This is a genomic window from Pyxidicoccus xibeiensis (assembly GCF_024198175.1).
In the GTDB taxonomy this organism is placed as follows: Bacteria; Myxococcota; Myxococcia; order Myxococcales; family Myxococcaceae; genus Myxococcus; species Myxococcus xibeiensis.
Genome location: NZ_JAJVKV010000013.1, coordinates 118,538 through 137,238, shown reverse-complemented (window position 1 = coordinate 137,238; position 18,701 = coordinate 118,538). Strand labels below are relative to the sequence as shown.

The window sequence follows — 18,701 nt, the reverse complement described above, 5'->3', positions numbered from 1 at the left end:
CTGGGGGTGCGCCCATGTATTCCAAAGTCCGTCATCGCGGACAGTGCGCGGAGCTGGGGGCAATGAGAGTCAACGACGGCGGCGCTTCTCGGACGACGGGAACCAGCGGGGCGGGACAGGGCTCGGCGGCGGACGCGGCGGCGCGGCGCGCGGCGGAAGAGGCCCGGCGCGCGGCGGAAGCGGCCCAGCGGGCGGCGGAAGCGGCACGGCTGGCGGCGGCCGAAGCGGCCCGTGCCCAGGGACAGCAGGCGGCCCAGGCCCAGCAGCGCGCGGCAGCGGCGGCGAAGCTCGCGCAGGACGCCCAGCAGAAGGCACAGGCGGCGCTCGTCGAGGCGCGCAAGGGCAACCTCCCCGCGAATGAGCTGAAGGCCGTGGAGCAGTCGGTGGCGCGAGCCACCACGTCGGCCCGTGACGCGGCGGCATCTGCCCGCGCCGCCACCAGCCGCACGTCCTCCACCAGCTCCTTCGTCCCCGCGTCACCCACGGCGCAGCGCCCCCCCGCGGGCCCGCCGGCTCCGGCCACCTCGCCCGGCTACACCCGGGAGCAGGCCGCCAAGGACGCCACGGAGCTGTACCGCGCCACCAAGGGCGGCGTCACCGGCTGGGGCACCGACGAGGAGAAGATCTTCAAGACGCTGGAGGGGCGCAACCCGGCCGACATCGCGCTCATCCGCCAGTCCTTCAAGGAGCACTACAACCTCGACATGGACAAGGTCCTGCGCGAGGAGCTCGGCGGGGACGACCTCACCCGCGTCAACGGCATGCTGGCCGGCAACAAGGGCAACGCGGGCGCGGCGGCCATCCAGCAGGAGATGGGCGTCTTCGGCGACGAGGACGCCATCCTCAAGACGCTCCAGCAGGCCACGCCGTCCGAGCGTCAGTCCATCGCCCGCTCCTTCCAGCAGATGTACGGGAAGGACCACCGCGACATCCAGGCCTCCTCGCCCGAGGAGTTCATGCAGAAGGCGCTCGCCTCCAAGCTGGACGGCGCGCAGAACGCGCAGCTCAAGAATCTGCTGGCCACCACCCAGGCCACCACGCCCGGGCAGGTGACGCAGCTCGAGGCCAGCGCCGCGCGCAGCAAGGTGCACGACTCGCTCCAGGGCTTCTTCGGCGCCGACAGCGACAAGGTCTTCGACACCCTCGAGAACCTGCCGCCCGAGCAGAAGAAGATCCTCCTGGCGGACACCGCCCTCCAGGCGGAGATGCAAAAGGAGCTGTCCAAGGAGGACTACACGCGCGCCCGGGGCCTGCTGGAGGGCAACACCGCCACCTCCAGCGCCGCGAAGATCGACAGCGCCACGCAGGGCTGGTTCGGAACGGACGAGGGCGCCATCCTCGACGTGCTCAAGAACACGAAGCCCGAGGACATGCCCGCCCTCAAGGCGGAGTTCCAGAAGCAGACGGGCCGCTCGCTGGAGTCCGAGGTGCGCGGCTGGGGTGGCGACGATGCCGCCGTGGGCCTGCGCTACCTCAACCCGCCCGCCGCCAACGACACGCGGGGCCTGGCCCAGGCGGACGCGGAGCGGCTGCACCGCGCCATGGACGGCATGGGCACCGACGAGGCGGCCCTGCGGGAAATCCTCGGCAACAAGTCCAAGACGCAGCTTGACGACATCACCGCCGCCTACCGCGACCTCTACAAGAAGGACCTGCGCTCGGACCTGGAGTCGGAGCTGGGGGGCCGCGACGGGTTCGAGATCGTCAAGCAGATGTACGACAAGGGGGCCATCGACCCGAACGCCCCGGACGCGGCGCAGCAGCAGTTGCAGCGGCTGCGCGAGCAGCAGCAGTTCGAGCAGAGCGGCGGCCTGGACCTCATCAACACGGTCCAGACCTGGACCAAGGGCGAGTCCGACGCCGCGCGGCTGGAACGCAACCTGACCGCGGCGGAGACGGCGCTCGCCTCGGGTAACACGGACGCGGCCAACCGCCGGGTGGGCTACGCCACCTCCGACGTCAAGGACGTGCAGGAGACGAAGGACAGCGCCGCGGACATGGCGTCCACGGCCGCGGTGGCGGTGGTGACGACGGCGGCGGTGGTGGCCACGGGCGGCGCGGCGACGCCGCTGGCCATTGGCGCCTACGCCGCGCTGGGCGCGGGCACCCGCGTGGCGACGCAGGCGTACTTCAAGGGTGACTCGCTGGGCACCGACGGCCTGGTTCACCAGGCCGCGCTGGGCGCCGTGGAGGGCGGCACCGCCGTCATCCCGCTGCCCAAGGGCCTGGGCGGCGCGGGCACCACCGTGGCCGCGGGCGAGGTCACCGAGCAGGTCGTCAAGCAGACGGTGGGGCAGCGGCTGCGCACCACCGCCATCCAGGGCGCGTGGGAGGGCGGCGTCGGCGGCGCCACCTCGGGCGCGCTGGACCAGGCCATGCAGAGCGAGACGTGGCAGAACGGCCTGGTGTCGGGCCTCTCGCAGATGGGGCAGCGCGCGGTGGTGGACGGCACCGTGGGCTCCGTGTTCGGCGCGGGCGGCGGCGTGGCCATGGACGGTGTCATGCAGGGCGCGTCGCGGCTGGCGAAGCCGAGGGACGTCCCCGTGGTGCGCAACCCGGACATGGAGGGCAGCTCCGTCCGCGTGCGCTATGGCGACAGCGGCCGCGTCCACATCGAGGCGGGCCCCAGGGCCACGCCCGCGCAGATCCAGGCACATCTGGAAACAGCCCAGACGCTGCAGAAGTACGAGGGGCCGCTGGGCCAGGTGCGCCAGCTCCGCGACCGCGCCATGCAGGCGCTCACCGAGAAGCCGGGCTATGGCACGCAGGGCTTCGAGTCGCAGCTGGAGGTGAAGAAGCTCAAGGGCCTCATCACCGAGCTGGAGGCCGTGCAGAAGAAGATCGACACCCGCCTGCAGAGCCTGGACAACGGCGCCCAGGCGCCGACGGCGGCGCAGCGCGCGGACATGGAGCGCGAGCTGGCGAGCCTGCGCACGCAGCTGGCGGCGCACGAGCAGCAGATCGGCTCACTGGCCCCGGCCCGCGGCTTCGTTGCCGCCGACGACCTGGCGACCGAGGTGGCCCAGCGCGTGCGCGCCCAGCAGAGCACCACCGTCGACAAGGTCGTCAACAACCTGGACTTCGCGGGCGACACCACGGCCCGCGCGAAGGTCGAGACGGCCTGGCGCGACACCTATACCCAGACCTACGAGGCGGCGCGCCTGGCTGGGAGCACGCCCAAGGAGGCGGGGAAGCTCGCGACCCGGGCCGCTGAGACCAAGGCGAAGGAGGTCGCCAAGAAGGTCGCTGCCGACGCGGCTCGGTCCCGTGCCGACTCGGTTGTGGGCGACCCGAGCCAGTGGAGCCTCCGCGCCAGCGACCAGGGCGCGCTGACCGACTTCAGGAGCGGGGTCCGAGGCGCGGATGCGAAGCGGCTCGCGCCACAGCTGGACGGGCTCTCGGCCGCGCAGTTCCAGGCGTTCATGCAGAAGGAGGTCGCCTTGGGCCGCGCGACGCAGCTGCCCGCCTCCACGCTCCCCGGTGGCAAGCCGCAGGAGGGCTACCTGTACGCGGACGGCACGCTCGTCCGGTTCAAGCCCAACGGCGACGGGTTCGTCTCGGACCCGAGCTACAGCGTCGAGGTCCTCACCCGTGGGGCTCGCACACCCCCGCAGGACCAGGACGACATCGCGTTCAAGATTGCCTTGGACGGCAGCCCCGCGCCCAAGGGCCCGGCGTCCGTGACGAACCCCTACGACGGTGGTACGAACCAGACCCAGAAAGAGGCGTTCGAGCAGCAGATCGCCGCGTCCGGGCACATGAGGACCACCGAGCCGTAGGCCGGCTCCATCCGTGGAGGCACCCGTCGTGAAGTTCGAGAGCGCATGGCTCACCCGCACCGACGGTCCGGTCGACGTCGCTGCCATCGAGGCGCACCTCGAGTCCCTGCCCTGGGCATGGCGCGATCCGGTGAACGGAAAGCAGTTCTTCCTCGCCGGTCGCGTCCGGAACGCACGCGAGGCGCGTGACAAGCGCCTCGCGCAGCCCACCGAGTTCCCGACCGATGGCGTGCTGGTCGCGGTCCTCCCGGACGGCGTGAGGCTCGACCAGCGCGGCCATCCCGAGTCCATGGCTCGCGCGCGCGACTTCCTCGCCTGGCTGCTGCGGGCCGGCAAGTGGCGCGCGCGCACCGAGTTCTCCCCAGAGAAGCCCCTCACCTCGGCCGACGGCCTGTACCCCGGGCCCCTGCCCTCCGCGGCCGACCTGGCGGACGACCCGCACCAGTCGCCCGTCATCGAGGGCGCCCTCACGCGGTGGACGGTCGGAAAGCGCACCCTGTCGGTGCACTCGGGCGGCGCCGTGCGGCTGCAGCTTCCGGCAGGAGGCACCGTCGACGCGCGCCTCGCCCCCGCCGAGCTCGACGCCTGGAACCGCGCGGCGGACCTGGACCCCGAGGACGTGGACTTCGACGCGCCAGATGCCACGACCAGCGTGGCGTTGGACCGTGAAACGCCCGAGGGCGACAAGTCGGCGTGGTTCGACAAGACACGAGTGCCGGAGCAGGTGTTCCCGCTCTCGCAGCAGGTGACGAAGCTCTGGAGCACCCTGGAGGGCTGGGCGCCCGGGAAGCCCGTCCCCGCCGGCCTCGTGTCCATCACGCGCAAGGGCAGCTGAGCCACCTGCGGGTTTCGTGCGGCAACCGTGATGGAACGGTGAAGTAGGTGCCCCTCACGCGGAGGCACGCTCGCGGCCCATGGAAGGGACTCGAGCATGTGCGTGAAGGGGTGGTTCCGGACCGTGGGCGTCCTCGCGGCATGTCTGGCGTTCTCAGCGGCTGGAGCCGAGGCGCGCGGGGTCATCTTCGGTACGGTGAAGCAGGCCGAGACGGGAGCTCCCGCGGGCGATGTCGTCATCACGGCGACCTCACCTTCACTGCAAGGCGAACAGACCGTGCTGACGGACGCCCAGGGGAGGTACCGGATTCCGGACCTGCCTCCCGGGCTGTACACCGTGCGGTTCGAGAAGGAATGGCTCCGGCCCTATGCGCGGACCGACGTGCCGTTGAAGGGGGGATACTCCACGAAGCTCGACGTGACGCTGGTTGCCGATGACTCGGAGCAGGTACTCCTGCAGGGTTGTGGCCCGCCGGCCATCGACGTCGGCAGCACGACGACGGGACGCGACCTCGACTTCGAGTTCGAGCTCGACCGTGTGCTGGGCAGGAGCTCCGGCGCACCCGACGCGGTGCGCACGGTCGAAGACCTCGCACCGCTCATCCCAGGGGTCCTGGATGTGGCGGGAGGCCTCTCCATCCACGGCGCTTCCGTCTTCGAGAACGAGTACCGGCTGGATGGCCTGTCCGTCGGTGACGCGGTGCTGGGACTCAATGCCCTCTCCCTGAGCGCGGAGCTGATTCAGGCCCCGGAGCTGGCGACGGGTGGCGCCCCGGCGGAGTACGGCCGTGCCACGGGTGGGCAGCTGAGGGCGACGACACTGTCCGGCTCCAATGAAATGCATGGCTCCGTCTTCGCCTTCTGGACGCCGGGGCTGCTGGAGGGACGCCGCGAGAGCACGGGGCTCGGGAGTCAGGATGCGCTCAAGCACCAGGGAGACTTCGGGGCCACCCTGGGCGGCCCGTTGCTCAAGGACAAGCTCTGGTTCTACGCGGGAGTCACTCCGGCGCTGAGCCGGGTGGAGCGGACGCTTCAGGCTCCAGCCCCCGATGGGAGCCTCCCACGGCGCTTCGACGACGCGCGCAGCCTCCAGGCCCTGGGGAAGCTGACGTACCTCATCAACCATGACCACAACGTGTCGCTTTCGCTCGTCACCGCGCCTTCCTCGCGAGAGGGAGGGAGCACCGATTCGACGCTGACCTCGCTTCGCTACGCCGGCGCGTTCATGGACAAGAAGCTGCTGGTCGATGTCAACGCGGGCTGGCTGTCCCAGCAACCGGCGCCCCGGGCCACGGTCGACCGCTACCAGGCCAATGCCACGGCCCTGTGGCTGGCGCGGTGGCTGGTCACGCACGCGGTGAAGGCGGGCGTGGACTCGGAATGGCTCACCCATGAGAGGCCAGGCGCGAAGACGCCCAGCCAGGTCTTCAGCGGCTACGTGCAGGACAGCGCGTCCTTCGGCAATCGCTTCACCTTGAATGTCGGCGCCCGCTACGACGTGCAGCGCATCGAAGGGGCGAGCCAGGAACCCGTCACCACGGCCCGGCTTTCGCCTCGCATGGGCCTCATCATCGACCCGTGGGCCAACGGCCGGATGAAGGTGTTCGCCCACTTCGGGAAGTTCCAGGGACTGATTCCGCTGGGGCTCCTGGAGGCTCGGGCTCCCGCGGCGGAAGTGACAGTGGACCCGGACCTCGAGCCCCTGGCCTCCCGCGAGGTCGTAGCGGGGCTCGAATACGAGGTCCTGTTCGACGTGGTCCTCGGCGCGACGTATCTGCACCGGAGGCTGGAGCACGGGCTCGCGCTCGTGCCCCGGACGGACGGGAGTGGTGGGGTGCTCGTCAATCCCGGCTCCGGGCTCGCTTCCGATTCTCCGCGCGCGGCGCGCAACCAGGATGCGGTGACGGTGGAGCTGCGCACCTCCTACCGGAATGGCTGGCTGGGACAGGCGAGCTACACGTGGTCCAGGCTGACGGGCAACTACGTGAGCCCGTTCGCGGCGTGGGACGGGCTCACGCCGACACAGCGGCTTCCGCTGGACCGACCCCATGTCATTCGCCTCTCCGGGGCCCGGGAGCTTCGCTTCGACCGAAGCCGCAAGTGGCGAGCCGATGTGGGCGCGTCGTATCTGGGCGCGTCGGGCCTGCTGCTGGAGTCCGGGAAGCGCACGCCGTGGGTGCAGTCATGGGATGCCTATCTCGGCGTGCGGTACGCGGTGCGCGACTGGCAGGACGTCACGTTCCGGCTCGACGTGTTCAACGTCCTCAATGCGCAGGAGCCGACACAGGTGGAGGCGCGCGACACCTCCCTCGTGCCCGTGCGATATCAGGCTCCGCGGCAGGTGCGCTTCGGCCTGCGGTACGACTTCTGACTCGGCGGGCGAGGTCCGCTTCCACCCGCCAGGTCTCCAGCCCTGGCTACATTCAGACCTGTGCGTCCGTGGATATGATGGCCTGAGCCTGGAGGCAGCCCCCTGACGCCGCCTCCGCGAATCACCCACGAGGAGAAGCATGGGGCTCGACCTGAGGTTGCAAGTCACGGAGTCCGGCGGAAGGAACAACCCCGAGGCTCCCCCCGTCCCGGAGCGGACCTATGAGGTCCAGGTCCGGCTGCGTCGCGACTGGCTTGGCTATCGCGAGCCCGAGGAGCACGAGGTCCTCATGGATTTCACTCGCCGGCGTCGCCTCGAGCTCGACGAGGGCGCGCGGACGTACGTCGAGTCGTCGCTGTACGCGAACGTCTGCTCCCGGCACTTCGAGCTGCCCAACCGCGAGCATGTTCGCTCCGTCATCGCGGCCGGCCAGGGCGACACGTCGGACTTCGAACCCGTCATCATGGAGCACCAGCTCTCGGTGCTCGACAAGGCGCGGGGACGGACGCTCGCGGACGCGGCTCCGAAGAGCACGGGGCTTGGCGGACTCCTGCGGTCCGCCTTCTCCGGGAAGAAGAAGCAGGGCGACATCTCCGTGCAGTCGGACGCCGGGCGCACGGTGTATGGCACCGCCCAGGGGCGCGAGCTGCTCGCACACTCGGACGACGGCACCGACGTAGCGCCCGACATGGGCAGGCGGTTCGTCCAGTTCCTGCGCTACCGCTACGACGGCCACCCGCTCATCCTCGAGCGGCTCGCCTCGGCGGGCCGTGTGCCGCGCGAAATCCAGTACAGCGCCCGGATGATGCGCGGCATTCCCGCGGGCACCGTCACGCTGCGGCTCCTGTCCGCCAACGTCGTGCCCGACACCGGGCTTCCACTCGACGGCTACCGCCGCGTGGTGCGAGGAAGGCCAGGGCTGCCGAGCGACGCCATCCTGGAGCGCGTCACACTCGGCCCCGCCCCGGACCCCAACGAGGTGCAGGAGCGGCGCAAGAAGGAAGCGAAGGAAGCCGTGGACGCGGGCCACATGCTCGAGGGCGTGCTCACCTTCTTCGAGCTGAAGCTGGAAATCGATGTGACGGTGCCGGGCCTGGGGGAGGTCGTGCGGGACATCCAGGATGAGGAAGTGCGCCGCTTCCGGGAAGTCATGTCGGAGCCGCCCACCACCCAGGAAGTGGCCAGCGTCATGGCCCCGGTGCTCGTCGAGCTCCGGCAGGCGGCCGGACGCCGCGCGCACGTCCTCATGAGCATGGAGTCCCATGCCCGCCGGACCCTCGGCGAGACCGAGGAGGCGCGCGCGCTGCTGCTCCAGACCATCGACACCAACCCCTTCTTCACAGGGGCCTACAAGGACCTGGGAGACCTCTGCACCTCGGACTGGGACATGGGCGCGGCCTGGATGTGCTGGGATGCGGCGCGGAACATCATGCCAGGCCACAGCCTGCTGAAGGACGTGAGCAGGTTGGAGCAGATGCTGGCCGCCGAGCATCCCGAGTTCTTCTGACGGTATGCCCGCCTCGTCGTCTGCTGCTCGCAGTCTGGCGGGGTGGTCCACCGCCTGCCCACCCGCTCGAGGAGCCCCGCGGAGAGTCGCGGGGGGCCTGCCGTGCGCAGGGTTCTTTGTCTCGCCAGATACACACCCGGGGCGCTTCCCGTTGTTTCAAGGCGACGTGGTCATCATTGATGGAGCCATGCGGTGGGACCCTTGACGATGATGATGAGCCCATCCCTTCACGCCCCCGACGTGCCAGGCCCCCTGTCCTTCGTCTCCGGTGGAGGTGCCACGGGGGCTCTGGTCCGGGCCATCGACTGGTCGAAGACGGTGCTGGGGCCCCTGGAATCGTGGCCCGTGAGCCTGCGGACGATCGTCGGCACGCTGCTCCACTCGCGCCATCCCATGGTCCTCTTCTGGGGCCCGGAGCTCATCCAGTTCTACAACGACGCGTACCTGCCCAGCTTCGGCCAGGGCAAGCACCCGACGGCCCTGGGCCAGCGGGCCCGGGAATGCTGGGGAGAGGTGTGGCCCATCATCTGGCCTCAAATCGAGGCGGTGATGCACCACGGCACGCCCAGCTGGAACGAGGACCGGGTCGTCCCCAGCTTTCGCAATGGCCGCATCGAGGAGCTCTATTGGACCTACGGCCATTCTCCCGTCTACGACGAGACGGGACGGGTGGCCGGGGTGCTGGTCGTCTGCACCGAGACCACGACCCGGGTGGTGATGGAGCGCCGGAAGGACACCGTGCAGGCGCTGTCCGAGGCCCTGGCGCGTGCGGCGGATGCGCGGAGCGTCATGCAGCGGGCCGCGGAGGTGCTTCGCAAGGCCCCCTACGACATTCCCTTCGTCCAGCTCTTCCTGAGGGGCGCCTCCGGTGAGTTCCGGCGGGTCGATGCCCCCACCCCGGGCCCGGACGAAGGGCCCAAGGGCAGGACTGATGGCCCGCTTCCGCAGGTAGCGGAGGTGCTGCGGCGTGCGACCGATGCGCGCGAGCCCGCCCACCACGTCTGCCACCCTCCCCTGCCCCTGCTGCCCGGGAGCGTATGGCCCGAACCGGTGGAGGAGCTCTGGGCGGCGCCGCTGGGCACGGCCGGCGGGGAGCGCCCGGCCGGCTGCATCGTCCTGGGCATCAGCCCGAGGCTGCCCTTCGATGAGGGCTACCGCAGTCACTTCCGCCAGCTTGCTTCCCAGGTCGCGGATGCGCTGGCGCTGAAGCAATCCCAGACATCGGTCGAGGTCGTCCGCCAGGACCTGCGCGAGTTCTTCATGCGCGCACCCGCGCCGATGTGCATCTTCTCCGGGCCCGAGCATGTGTACGTCCTGGCCAACGAGCGCTACCTCCAACTGACGGGCCACACCGACGTGCTGGGCCGGACGGTCCGGGAGATCTTCGCCGACCAGGAGGTGGGACGCTTCTTCGACCTGCTCGACGAGGTGTATCAGACGGGCGTGCCGTACATCGGCAAGGAGCTGCCCTTCTATCGCCGCGACGAGCGCGGGGTCCTGCAGAAGCTCCTGCTCAACGTCGGCTACCACCCCTTCCGGGACGACGAGGGGCGCATCACGGGCATCTTCGCCTTCGTCGAGAACGTGACCGAGCTGCGGGAGGCCGAGACGCTGGCGCGCGAGCTGCAAACCGCCGTCAGCGCGCGAGACACCTTCCTGGGCATCGCCTCGCACGAGCTGAAGACGCCGCTCACCTCACTCAAGCTCCAGACGCAGATCGGCCAGCGGGCGCTGGCGCGGGCCGAGCTGCATGGCTGGGAGCCCGAGAAGGTCCAGCGACTGCTGGAGCTCACCGCGCGCCAGACGTCCCGGCTCACCCGGCTGGTGGATGACATGCTCGACATCTCGCGCATCGCCTCGGGCAAGCTGGCGATGAACCTGGAGCGCGTCTGCCTCTCGGCGTTGGCGAAGGAGACCATCGAGCGCCTCGCCCCGGAGCTCGCCGCGGTGGGAGCCACCCTGGTGCTGGACCTCGCGCCCGACATCCAGGGAGAGTGCGACCCCTTCCGCATCGAACAGGTCCTCACCAACCTGCTCACGAATGCCGCCCGCTACGCCCCAGGGGCCCCGGTGCACGTCACGCTCGAGGAGCGGGAGGCCACCGCGGTGCTGACCGTCCGCGACCACGGGCCGGGAATCGACCCAGGCTGCCTGGAGCGCATCTTCAATCGCTTCGAGCGGCTCGGAACGGTGAACGTGGGAGGGCTCGGGCTGGGGCTGAACATCTGCCGCCACATCGTCCAGGCGCATGGAGGGCGCATCCACGCGGAGAGCACCCTCGGGCAGGGGGCCCGCTTCGTCGTGGAGCTCCCCCTCGTCGCCCCGAGCGCGGGCTCGCGTGGCTGAAAACAAATCGCCAGCGGGCGATGAGCGGCCCGCTGGCGACAGGTACGGCTCACGTCGACTCGTGAGTCTTACAGGATGACGTAGGCGCAACCACGGGGGCCGCCACGAACCTTGGTCTGGATCTTCATGGTGATTCTCCTTGTTGAGGTGTGGACTCCAGCATCGAGCATGGAATCAACCATACGCGCCTGGAGTGGAGAACCTAAATCCACTACAGCCTCTTAAGTCAAGATAGCCTGATAAAATCGTTGTATCTTGACGAGTATCTACCGGCCCCCGTCGACAACAGGGCTTGTCACGGTGTAGCGCCGAAGAGACCCATGGCGTCACATGTATCGTGCGTGGGCGCCTACGCGTGCTTGCGGCGCGTGGCCAGCAGCCAGAGCAGCAGCCCGGCCGCGGCCATCGTCGAGCCTGGCGCCGCCGACGCGCAGCCCCCCTCTCCAGCCCCTCCCGGTGCGGGAGGCTGCGGGGTCGTCGGCGGCGGGCCCGGAGCCGGCAAGGGCACTGCGAGGGACTGCTTGAAGCGCAGCAGCGCCTCGACGAAGTAGTAGTCGCCGTAGATGAGACTCTCGTCGATGGCCTCGCCCTTGGGCTTGATGGGCGTGCGGTAGAACGCCACGCCATGCAGCAGGATGCCGGGGCTCTGCGTGCCGGCGGCCAGGTAGGCCGATGAGCTGAGGCTGTCGAGCATCGCCAGGGCCGCCGAGTGGTACCGCTCCTTCACGGCCGCGTCCGTGACGAAGGTGTGCAGCTCCAGCAGCGCCGAGGCCACGACGGCCGCCGCCGAGGAGTCCTTCACCCGCTGGTCCGCGGGCGCGTCCATGTCCCAGTACGGAACGGAGTCCGGGGGCAACCGGTCCAGGTAGTAGTCCGTCACCTTGATGGCCGCCTCCAGCATGCGCGGGTCCTTCGTGTACCGGTAGGCCAGGGTGAAGCCGTAGATGGCCCACGCATGTCCGCGCGACCAGGTCGAGGGGTCTGAGTGCCCCTGGAAGGTCTCCCTCGAGCGGATGTTGCCCGCGGCGTCGTAGTCCACGACATGGAAGGTGCCGCCGTCCGGCCGGACCATGTCGCGCAGGGTCACCAGCGCATGGCTCAGCGCCATGTCCTTCCAGGCGGGGTCGCCACCGTTCTCGGCCGCCCAGAAGAGCAGCTCCAGGTTCATCATCGTGTCGGTGACGAGCGGAACCTTCCACTCGCGGTTCCAATCACAGCAGTTGATGACCCCCGAGGGCGCATGGAAGCGCTGCGCCAGCGAGCCGGCCGCCGTCAGCAACACGTCGCGATAGTAGGCCTCCCCCGTCAGGCGGTAGGCATTGCCAAAGCTGGGAAAGAACTTGAACCCCAGGTCATGCGTCTGGGTATTGGTCTTCTGGACCTCGGTGGGCCGCGTCCTCGCGTCCGCCCGCTCCCGCCAGACGGGGTCTTCCTCCGCCTCGTACATGTACCAGAGCAGGCCCGGGTAGAACCCCTGAATCCAATCGACGCGGTTGTCCGCGGCGACGAGCTTCCAGGTGCGGTTGTCGACCGTATTCTTGGGGTACTGGTGCGGCGGGATGTCCGGGCTCGTGGACGTTCGGGCCAGCTGCTCCCGTGCGAACTGGAGGGCCCGGTCCGCCGCGGCCTCATCGAAGGCCCACGCCTGCCCTGCCGTGAGGACACAGGTGGCAGCCACCAGAAAACGGCTCCAGACGCGATTTTGCAGTCTTCCCATCATTGTCCTGCCCTCCAGACAGACCCCACGAGAAGATGGGCAAGGCAGTGGGTATGGGCGACCGGCCTCCACCAGGCGGCTCGGCGTGCGGCTGCTGGCCTGCCTGGTCTGCTCGTTGAACTCCCCGCGCCTGGAGGGCAATCGTGAGGCCGTCCCCAGGTGCCGGGCCCGTAAATCCTCTCAGCCATTCCCGAGGCGGCGCACGACTCCAACGCCCGCTGGAGCGCCCTTGCGCGGGTGGTAGCCCGAGGGGGAGGCCCGGATGCGCGATGCGGCTTCAAGAAATGCAGTGGGGATGCGTGGCCGCACCTGATGCGGCGGACGGGAAGCAGCGCGGCGCGGATGATGACCTGGCCGGTGGCTCAGCCATCTGGGGCGGTCCGTGGGTGCGCAGCTGCTCCACCGCGGAGAAACGCCGGCGGGCCCTGCTGGAAGGGGCCCACCGGCACAACGGGCACTGGCTGCTGGAGCGTCACGACTTCCTCCCGCCGGGTCAGGCCCGGCGGGAGCCGATGCAGCCAGTGCGGGCGGCCTGCTTGCCACCACCCTGGTGTCTCGACAATCCGGCACGCTCTCGCAGCGGGCAGGACGTGCGCGGCGCGGTGAGCTACTCCGAGTACTCGTAGCTGTAGACGAGGCGCCAGTTGCGGTTGTACGTGTAGGTCCTGGTGAACCAGCCGCTGTAGCAGCTGCCCGTGTTGCTGGCGGTGTAGCCGTAGACGAAGCCGTTGTGGACGCGGGCGCTGAGGCTGGGCGAGCCGGGGTTCTCGCAGGGCTGGGTGACGCGGACGGCCTGGTAGGCGGCCTCGGCGTACACTTCTTCCTGGCCCTCGAAGTCGTAGATGGAGTGGACGCGGGTGGAGGTGAAGGTGTCGAGCTGGGCGGCCTGCTGGGCGTCGCTCAGCGTGAGGAAGGACTTCAGGCTGGCGAGGGCGGTGGCCTCGGAGGTGATGGCGCCGGTGAGGCGGTGGACGGCGCCGTCAGTGTCGGAGAGCGCGGCGCGGATGGCGGTGATGCCAGACGCGCCCTGATAGACCGACGTGGCGCCCCAGGTGAAGCTGAGGGCCTTGCCGGCGGTGTAGGCGCTGAGCGCGCAGGTGCCGCCAGCGCCGGCGGTCTCGACGAGGATGATCTTGCGGAGGCGGTACTCGGGGTTCAGGAGGGCGATGCACTCGTTGCCGGCGACGCCGTCATAGTTGGCGGCCGGGAGCACGGCCTCGACGATGTTGTAGACGCGGAACGAGGGGTCCGTGGCCTGCTGCTCGGTGGCCTGGAGGGTGTCGGTGCCCGTGTCAGTCTCCGCCTCGGGGCCAAGGCAGCCGGCGGCGAGGGAGGATGCGAGGACGAGAGCAGAGAGTCGGAGTGTGATTGTCATGGCCGCGGAAGCTAGCACGCGTGATACGAGCAATCTCGTAACATTTGTATGAGGCACCGATACATCCAGGCCAGACACTGTTCTGGCCTGAACCGATGTTCGAGCTTCAAGGCAGGCGGAAGACGCGCAGGTTCTCCTCTCCCTTGCGCACGTAGACGAGGGCGTCGTGCGTCGCCAGGTAGAAGAAGCGGTTCTTGACGAGGTCGTGCCATCCGCCGAAGGCACCGGCCTCCCACTGCGGCGCCTCGCGGAGCTCGCGGGTCTTCGGGTCGAGCTCGAAGGTCCGGTACTCGAAGCTTCCGTCCCCTCCGCGGTCGTACGGGAACGCGGCGATGTAGCGGTCGAGCGGTGGCACGTAGGTGAAGATCATCCCCTCGAAGTATTCGGTGTAGACACCTGAGAGCACGAGGTCGTGCTCCAGCTGCAGGTCCCCCCACTTCGCCGTGTCCAGGTCGTACGTGATGAGCCTCGGAGGAAAGACGCCGTACTGCGGCTGTGGGTAGGGGAAGCTCACCAGCGTCCGACCGACCCGGACCATCTGGGCGAAGAACCATGCGGGGGGAGTGACCGTCTCCCACTTCCACGTCTGGTCGTCGGTGTCGAAGGACCACCACCTCGAGTAGTTGTAGTTCTCAGTGGGGCCAAAGTAGTAGCGGTGGGTCACCTCGTCCCAGAACGTCCAGCCGGCCGCGCCGCCGTAGCCAGCCGCCCCGTCGTACTTGGAGCCCGGGGTGTTGAAGGGGTTGTGGCGCTTCCAGCTGTGGGTGGTCAGGCTGTAGCGCCACATCCGCCGGACGCCGAAGGCCACCTCCTGGAGGTCATGGTTGTAGACGAGCCCGTTGTACGTGTGGCGGGCCGTCGGATTGCCGGTCGACGCGGCGGGCCGGACCGGGTCGAAGTACTCATCGTTGAAGACGTCGCTGTCCGGGTGGGCCTTGGAGTACTCCCCGGCGGGCGGGTAGTAGCTGTACGTGATTCCAAAGACGACGCCCGCCCAGTTCGCCGGGTTGTCGGGCAGCTGCTCGATGCTCCAGCGCATCTTCGCCATGTCGAAGCGGTAGAGGCCGTTGTTGGAGCTGTCGGCATGCCCACCGCCGAACGCCCACCAGCGCGCGCGAGGCGCATCGACCGCCACGCCGGAGTAGGCGTTGATGACCGCGGCGAGTCCCCCGGAGCCGAAGTCCCGGTAGCCGGGAAGCGCCGCCTTGAGCTCCGCGTCGAGCGAGGTGAGCGGCGTGCCCGCGACCTCGATCCACCGCCCCTTGGGGACGAGCGCCCACGACACCGCGTTCACCAGCCCCGTCGAGTCACGCCCGGGAGTCCACACGTTGCCCTCGAGCCTGCCGGTCTCCGTGCCGTTGCCCCAGGAGAAGTCAGGGGGCGGTGGTGGCGGATTCCCCGCGTCGGGACCTCCAGCATCGGGATTGCCCGCGTCGAGAGTCCCTGCGTCGGGTGGTGGAGTCCCCGCGTCGACGGGAGGAGCCTCCTCGGGTGGGTCCTCCGGCGAATTGCAGCCAGCGAGCACTCCCGCGACAGCGAGCGCCAGGGAGAGAATCCAAGGTGATGAACGTCGGCCCAGAGGGAGCATCCGCGGCCACAAGGCAAGTGACATGCCACGGGGTGCTTGCGCGGGCTCACCTGGAAGCAGGGCCCCATGAGCCAGGAAGGGTCGGGGGGCCCCCACCCCATCGTGTGGCCCACGCGCCCCACAGGTCCTGCATCCTCGAAGCCCCGTTCCCGCCCCCCTGTTGCAGCTGATTGCGGCCCGGCACTGCGTTCACCCCCGCGCCTCCCATGGAGACGGCCAACAAATACGCTTCCGCACGGGACACCTGTATCCTCGGCGCCATTTCCCTCCGGGCCGCCACGGCATCCCTGGAAAGGAGCGCTCCCCTTGAACGCCATCACGTCGTCCCAGCCGAAGGAGATCACCCTGCGCGGGGTGACCCTCGGGGTCCTCATCACGCTGGTGTTCACCGCGGCGCAGGTCTACCTCGGGCTGAAGGTCGGCCTCACCTTCGCGACCTCCATCCCCGCGGCGGTCATCTCGATGGCGCTGCTGAGCGCCTTCAAGAACGCCACCATCCAGGAGAACAACATCGTCCAGACGCTGGCCTCGGCGGCGGGCACGCTCGCTTCCGTCATCTTCGTCCTGCCCGGCCTGTTGATGACCGGCTGGTGGACCGACGTGCCATTCTGGTCGACGTTCGGCGCGTGTGCGACGGGCGGCATCCTCGGCGTGATGTACACCGTGCCGCTGCGTCGCGCGCTGGTCTCCACCTCCGACCTTCCCTACCCCGAGGGCGTGGCAGCCGCCGAGGTGCTCAAGGTCGGCACCTCGTCACGCTCCGGCGCCACCGAAGGCAGGGCGGGCCTCATGTCCGTCATCTGGGGCAGCCTCGCCTCTGCCCTGTTCGCGGCGGCGGCCGCCGCCCGGCTGATGGCGGGTGAGGTGGCGGGGTATTTCCGGGTGGGCAGCGGCGCCACCGGCATTGGTGCCGCCAGCTCGCTGGCGCTCATCGGCGCCGGACACCTGATGGGCATCACGGTCGGCATCGCGATGCTGGCCGGCCTGGTGATTGCGTGGGGCATCCTGGTTCCGCTCCTCACGTCCATGAACCCGATGCCGGACGTCCCGGCGGCGGACCACGCGCTGGACGTCTGGAGGACCCAGGTGCGCATGCTCGGGGCCGGCGCCATCGGCGCGGCGGCCATGGTGACACTGGCGGGGCTTGCCAGGCCGGTCATCGGGGGCCTGCGGTCCGCGCTGGAGGCGGCACGGCGTGCCAAGACGCAGGGTCAGGCGCTCGAGCGCACGGAGCAGGACCTGCCCATCCGCACGGTAGGGCTGGTGACGCTGCTCTCCCTGGTGCCGGCGGGTTGGATTCTGGCGAGCTTCCTCCAGGGCACCGTCCTGGAGAGCCTGAGTGTGCCGCTGGTCGCCGTGGGCATCGGCTACGTCCTGTTCGCGGGCGTCTGTGCCGCCGCCGTCTGCGGCTACATGGCCGGCCTCATCGGCTCGTCGAACTCGCCTGTCTCGGGCATCGCCATCCTGACCATCCTGGGCGCCGCGCTCAGCGTCGGCGTGGTCGGCCGGCAGGTCACGGGGCCCGAGGCCGCCCCGGCGCTGGTGGCATTCGCGCTGTTCGTCACCACGGTGGTGCTGGCCGTGGCGGTCATCGGCAACGACAACCTGCAGGACCTCAAGACGGGCCAGCTGGTGGACGCGACGCCCTGGAAGCAGCAGGTGGCCCTGCTCATCGGCGTGGTCGCCGGCTCGGCCGTCGTCCCGCCGGTGCTCGGGCTGCTGAACCGGGCCTATGGCTTCGCGGGCGCGCCCAATGCCAATGCCATCTCCGCGCAGCCGCTGGCGGCGCCACAGGCGACCCTCATCTCCACCCTGGCCAAGGGCGTGATTGGCGGCAACCTGCGGTGGGACCTCGTGCTGTGGGGCGCCGCGCTCGGCCTGACGCTGGTCGCCATCAACTTCGTGGTGAAGAAGGCCAGCCAGGGCCGCTACAGCCTGCCGCCGCTGGGCGTGGGCCTCGCCATCTACCTGCCCAGCACCGTCACGGCGCCGGTGGTGGTGGGCGCGCTGGCGGGCTGGGCCTACGAGCGCGCGGCGAGCAAGCAGAGCTGGGGCGAGCCCGCCAAGCGCCTGGGCGTGCTCATCATGTCTGGCTTCATCGTGGGCGAGAGCCTGTTCAACGTCGCGCTGGCCGGGTTGATCGTCTCGACGGGCAAGGGCGAGCCGCTGGCCCTCCCGCTCGAGCTGGGTGAGGTGCCCGCCATGCTCGTCGCGGTGGTGCTCGGCACCATCGCGGTGGGCGGGCTGTACCGCTGGGCGGCGCGGACGGCGCTCCGCATCTCGACCTGACCGTGTCGGCCGCGGCGATGCGCGGGCCTCCGGCCAGCCGGTCAGCGAGGGCTCGCTGCGGAGCTGGCCCGCGATGATGTCGTTCAGCCCCGGGTAGCCGGGTCGAGCGTCTCGCGCTGCCCCTGACTCGAGAGTCCCCCACGGGAGCGGGGGACTCTCAACCCGCCGGGCCTCGCAGACCGCAGGGGGTGGTGCGCGCCGGGAGGCAGCGCCCGCCCCGGGGCGGGATGTCGTAGGGCCCTGACTTCCGAACTTCCCGGCAACCCGCTGGAGGGCCCCTTCCCGTTCGGAACCCTCGCACTCGGACAATGCACGTATAAACCACTATACTGCTATTGCTTGATTTGCAGCTTTGGATATGCAAATGAACATTGGCCCACTGATGGGCGGTTCCAATCAAGGAGAAGGTCATGAGTAAGGGATTTCATGCGCGAGTGGTCGTAGCCCTGTCCGTGCTGGCGCTGGCCCCCGCGGCCGTGGCGTCCGGCGGCTTCGGCATGACGTGGGCGAAGGTGTCCCACAGCGCCGGTGTGGACCATGTGGGCTGTTCGAACTGCAACGCGTACTCGGGGGAGACGTCGTGCTCGAACGCGCTTCCCGTCCTGTGCATCAACCAGGACAATGCGCCGGTGCCGCCGGGGATCTTCCCGGACTTCTACAATGGCTGGGCCCGGGGCAATGTGGCCACCACGCTGCCGGTGGTGGGCAGCTCCCTGACGAGCGTGGCGGTCGCGAACCAGCTGTGCGCGAGCGCATTCGGTGCGGGCTGGCGCATGGCGGAGTTCCACGACGGCAGTGGCGGCTGGAGCTGGTACGCGTACGGCAACGTGCGGAGCGACATGCGATTCTGGGTCTACATCAACGACACCGGCGCCAACTGCTGGAATTGATGAAC

The 18,701-nt window shown here is 69.5% G+C and carries 11 protein-coding genes; 8 read left to right on the top strand and 3 right to left on the bottom strand.

The features are described from left to right. The first annotated feature begins 62 nt into the window (after nucleotides 1-62). The 5 genes from LXT23_RS38695 (at nucleotide 63) to LXT23_RS38675 (ending at nucleotide 10,837) form a co-directional block, all read left to right on the top strand. The gene (locus LXT23_RS38695; RefSeq protein ID WP_253985469.1) at nucleotides 63-3,779 is read left to right on the top strand and encodes an annexin; all 3,717 of its coding nucleotides are present in this window, start codon (nucleotides 63-65) and stop codon (nucleotides 3,777-3,779) included. A 28-nt stretch (nucleotides 3,780-3,807) separates the two neighbouring features. After that, nucleotides 3,808-4,614: a hypothetical protein gene (locus LXT23_RS38690; protein WP_253985468.1), complete on the top strand. Its 807-nt coding sequence runs from the start codon at nucleotides 3,808-3,810 to the stop codon at nucleotides 4,612-4,614. 102 nt (nucleotides 4,615-4,716) lie between these two features. Beyond that, nucleotides 4,717-6,984: a TonB-dependent receptor gene (locus LXT23_RS38685; RefSeq protein WP_407692940.1), complete on the top strand. Its 2,268-nt coding sequence runs from the start codon at nucleotides 4,717-4,719 to the stop codon at nucleotides 6,982-6,984. A 139-nt stretch (nucleotides 6,985-7,123) separates the two neighbouring features. Beyond that, complete coding sequence (locus LXT23_RS38680; protein ID WP_253985466.1) at nucleotides 7,124-8,491, top strand: hypothetical protein; 1,368 nt, start codon at nucleotides 7,124-7,126, stop codon at nucleotides 8,489-8,491. Between the two features lie 192 nt (nucleotides 8,492-8,683). Continuing rightward, nucleotides 8,684-10,837: an ATP-binding protein gene (locus LXT23_RS38675; protein WP_253985465.1), complete on the top strand. Its 2,154-nt coding sequence runs from the start codon at nucleotides 8,684-8,686 to the stop codon at nucleotides 10,835-10,837. Nucleotides 10,838-11,186: 349 nt separating this feature from the next. Here the strand turns inward: LXT23_RS38675 and LXT23_RS38670 are convergent, their stop codons facing one another. Next, a complete protein-coding gene (locus LXT23_RS38670; protein ID WP_253985464.1) occupies nucleotides 11,187-12,515 on the bottom strand; it encodes a glycoside hydrolase family 88 protein in 1,329 nt (442 codons plus the stop codon). Nucleotides 12,516-12,853: 338 nt separating this feature from the next. Here LXT23_RS38670 and LXT23_RS38665 point away from each other — a divergent pair, with 338 nt between their 5' ends. Then, on the top strand, nucleotides 12,854-13,180 hold the full coding sequence (locus LXT23_RS38665; RefSeq protein WP_253985463.1) for a hypothetical protein: 327 nt from the start codon (nucleotides 12,854-12,856) through the stop codon (nucleotides 13,178-13,180). Here the strand turns inward: LXT23_RS38665 and LXT23_RS38660 are convergent. Together LXT23_RS38660 and LXT23_RS38655 are read right to left on the bottom strand one after the other, a co-directional pair. Continuing rightward, nucleotides 13,162-13,929, bottom strand: coding sequence for a hypothetical protein (locus LXT23_RS38660; protein WP_253985462.1), 768 nt, complete (start codon nucleotides 13,927-13,929; stop codon nucleotides 13,162-13,164). The genes LXT23_RS38665 and LXT23_RS38660 overlap by 19 nt on opposite strands. Nucleotides 13,930-14,035: 106 nt before the next feature. Continuing rightward, complete coding sequence (locus LXT23_RS38655) at nucleotides 14,036-15,517, bottom strand: hypothetical protein (RefSeq protein WP_253985461.1); 1,482 nt, start codon at nucleotides 15,515-15,517, stop codon at nucleotides 14,036-14,038. A 306-nt stretch (nucleotides 15,518-15,823) separates the two neighbouring features. Between LXT23_RS38655 and LXT23_RS38650 the strand changes: the two genes are divergently transcribed. Both LXT23_RS38650 and LXT23_RS38645 read left to right on the top strand, forming a co-directional pair. Then, nucleotides 15,824-17,806 (top strand): OPT family oligopeptide transporter, encoded by a 1,983-nt coding sequence (locus LXT23_RS38650; RefSeq protein ID WP_253985460.1) that lies wholly within the window; start codon nucleotides 15,824-15,826, stop codon nucleotides 17,804-17,806. Nucleotides 17,807-18,216: 410 nt separating this feature from the next. Beyond that, nucleotides 18,217-18,696, top strand: coding sequence for a flagellar hook-length control protein (locus LXT23_RS38645; RefSeq protein WP_253985459.1), 480 nt, complete (start codon nucleotides 18,217-18,219; stop codon nucleotides 18,694-18,696). Nucleotides 18,697-18,701 lie beyond the last annotated feature (5 nt).

Excerpts from the sequence above, each read along its gene's own strand:
- LXT23_RS38695 (WP_253985469.1), top strand. The coding sequence starts at position 63 with ATGAGAGTCAACGACGGCGGCGCTTCTCGGACGACGGGAACCAGCGGG.
- LXT23_RS38680 (WP_253985466.1), top strand. The coding sequence starts at position 7,124 with ATGGGGCTCGACCTGAGGTTGCAAGTCACGGAGTCCGGCGGAAGGAAC.
- LXT23_RS38660 (WP_253985462.1), bottom strand. The coding sequence starts at position 13,929 with ATGACAATCACACTCCGACTCTCTGCTCTCGTCCTCGCATCCTCCCTC.
- LXT23_RS38655 (WP_253985461.1), bottom strand. The coding sequence starts at position 15,517 with ATGCTCCCTCTGGGCCGACGTTCATCACCTTGGATTCTCTCCCTGGCG.
- LXT23_RS38645 (WP_253985459.1), top strand. The coding sequence starts at position 18,217 with ATGAGTAAGGGATTTCATGCGCGAGTGGTCGTAGCCCTGTCCGTGCTG.